This is a genomic window from Verrucomicrobiia bacterium, from assembly GCA_035574275.1.
In the GTDB taxonomy this organism is placed as follows: Bacteria; Zixibacteria; MSB-5A5; order DSPP01; family DSPP01; genus DSPP01.
The window spans coordinates 1-2,547 of sequence record DATLYY010000076.1 but is presented as its reverse complement, the minus strand read 5'-3'; the positions used below and the strand labels follow the sequence as shown (position 1 = coordinate 2,547).

Below are 2,547 nucleotides of genomic sequence, written 5' to 3'. Positions count from 1 at the left end.
AAAACCCGCCCCTACAAAAACCAAAAATTAAAACGGGCGAGCACGAGGTTCGCCCCTACAAAGGCATTTCCTGCTTGACAGGGGAATTGAGGGGGGTAATATCCCGTAGATGTTGAAGAAGGTTATTCCGATACTGGTTTTGGCGGTCGGGCTGCTTTTTGTGCTCATCTATGTTCAACTCACCAAAAATTCCAACAAAGAAGGGGTACTTTCGGGGTCGGGGACGATTGAGGCGACCGAGGTGGAGATTTCCTCCAAGCTGGCGGGGCGGATTGAGGTCATCACCAAGGAGGAAGGGGATTCGGTGGCCAAAGGAGAGCTTTTGGCGCAGTTGGAGCACAAGGAGCTTTCGGCCCAGTTGAAAGTGGCGGAGGCGACCATCAAGATGACCGGCGCGCAGATTGCGCAGGCCAGAACCAATCTTAAAAATTTAGAGGACAACTTGAAGCGGATCGAGGCGCTTTACAAATCCGGCTCGGCCACCCAGCAGCAGTTGGAGGATATCCAGACCAAGGTGGACGGGGCGCGGGACCAGGTGCGGAGTTTGGAGTTTTCGCGGGAGCAGGCGGCGGCGCAGAAAAACTACATTCAGGCCCAAGTGGACAACGCCAAAATTTTTGCGCCCATATCGGGGCGCATCATCAAAAAGACGGCCGAAGAGGGGGAGACGGTTTTTCCCGGCTCGCCGATTTTGACTTTGGCGGATTTGTCCAAAGTTACTCTGAAAATTTATCTCAAGGAAACGGAGGTTGGGCTGGTCAAACTGGGACAACCGGCCAAGGTCAAAGTGGATTCCTATCCTGACGAGGAATTTTCCGGGAGCGTCTCCTTTATTTCACCAGTAGCCGAGTTCACCCCCAAAAATATCCAAACAAAAGATGAGCGGGTGAAGCTGGTTTTTGCGGTCAAAATCACCATTCCGAACCCGGAGGAAAAGCTCAAGCCGGGGCAGCCGGCGGACGGGGAGATTTTGATCGCCCCTGCAAGTTGATGCCTTCCGCAATTGCAGTAAAAGATTTAGTCAAAAAGTTTGCCGAAACGACCGCCGTGGACGGGCTTTCCTTTTCCGTCGAACGCGGGGAAATTTTCGGGCTTGTCGGGCCGGACGGGGCGGGGAAGACCACGACGATGCGGATGCTGGTCGGCGTTCTTTTACCCTCCTCCGGCACGGCGGAGGTGGCGGGTTTTGACATCGTCCGCCAGGCGGAGGAAATCAAGAAACGAATCGGGTATATGTCGCAAAAATTCTCTTTGTACGGGGAGCTTACCGTGCAGGAAAATCTGGATTTCTTTGCCGATTTGTACCTCGTTCCCCAGCGGGAAAAAGCGGAACGGCAGAAGCGGCTTTTGCAGTTTTCCAAGCTGGGGCCGTTTGTTTCCCGGCAGGCGCGGCACCTTTCCGGCGGGATGAAGCAGAAGCTGGGGCTTTCCTGCGCTTTGATTCACACGCCGGAAATTCTGTTTTTGGACGAACCGACCACCGGCGTGGACCCGGTTTCGCGGCGGGAGCTTTGGGAAATCGTGTATGATTTGCTGGAAGAGCAGGTCACCGTTTTCGTTTCCACCCCCTATATGGACGAGGCGGAGCGCTGCTCGCGGGTGGCCTTTATCCACCATGGGAAAATTCTGGCTTTAGACGACCCGAAACGGTTGAAGGCCACCAGTGAGCGGGAGGTGTTTGAAGTCAAGATTAAAAATCCCCGACAGTGGCGGGAGCGTTTGGAGGGGCTGCCCGGGCTTTTGGAACTGGAGATATTTGGGGATAAGCTGCACCTTTCGTTTGCCAAGGGAGAAATGCAGGAAAAGGCGGTGGCCGAGGCGTTGTCCCAGAAAGGGGCAACGGCAGACTCGGTCCGCCGTATCGTCCCTTCCTTGGAAGACCTGTTTATTTCGCTGGTGAAAAATCAAGCGGCAAACGGCTGAAATTGGTTGATTTTTGTGCACAAAAACGAAAAACTGTCGGAAGGAGTCGGGATTTATTTTGGGCCGCCGGCAACCTCTTGGGGTACAGCGCATTGAAACGCAGACCGCCTATCCGGCTCTGGCACAAGTTTTGATATTAGAGGTGTGAAACCGGAGGTGTTTCAAAGCACATTATGGGGATAACGATTGAGGCCAAGAACTTGGTACGCCGATTCGGCGCTTTTACCGCCGTGGACGGGGTCTCCTTTGCCGTCCAGAAGGGGGAGATTTTCGGCTTTTTGGGGCCGAACGGGGCGGGGAAGTCCACCACCATCAAGATGCTCTGCGGGATTTTGGCCCCCACGTCCGGCGAGCTTTACGTCGGCGGCGTGGACGTGCGCGCCGACCCCGAAGAGGCCAAGCACCGAATCGGGTATATGTCCCAGAAATTTTCGCTCTACGAGGATTTGACGGTTTGGGAAAACATCGAGTTTTACTCCGGCATTTACCGGCTGCCGGCCGAGTCGAGAGAGGAACGAATGAGGGGGATGCTGGCGCTTTCCGGCCTCGAAGACCAGAAAAACCGGCTCGCGGGGGAGCTGCCGGGGGGGCACAAGCAGAGGCTCGCTTTGGGGTGCGCGCTTC

The 2,547-nt window shown here is 55.3% G+C and carries 3 protein-coding genes; all 3 read left to right on the top strand.

Annotated features, from left to right (window positions below):
- Positions 1 to 109: 109 nt before the first annotated feature.
- Complete coding sequence (locus VNL73_10985; GenBank protein HXF49931.1) at positions 110 to 991, top strand: efflux RND transporter periplasmic adaptor subunit; 882 nt, start codon at positions 110 to 112, stop codon at positions 989 to 991.
- Positions 991 to 1,923, top strand: coding sequence for an ABC transporter ATP-binding protein (locus VNL73_10980; GenBank protein HXF49930.1), 933 nt, complete (start codon positions 991 to 993; stop codon positions 1,921 to 1,923). Before VNL73_10985 ends, VNL73_10980 begins: the two co-directional genes overlap by 1 nt.
- Positions 1,924 to 2,096: 173 nt before the next feature.
- A partial coding sequence (locus VNL73_10975) for an ABC transporter ATP-binding protein (protein HXF49929.1) occupies positions 2,097 to 2,547 on the top strand: 451 nt, incomplete at its 3' end.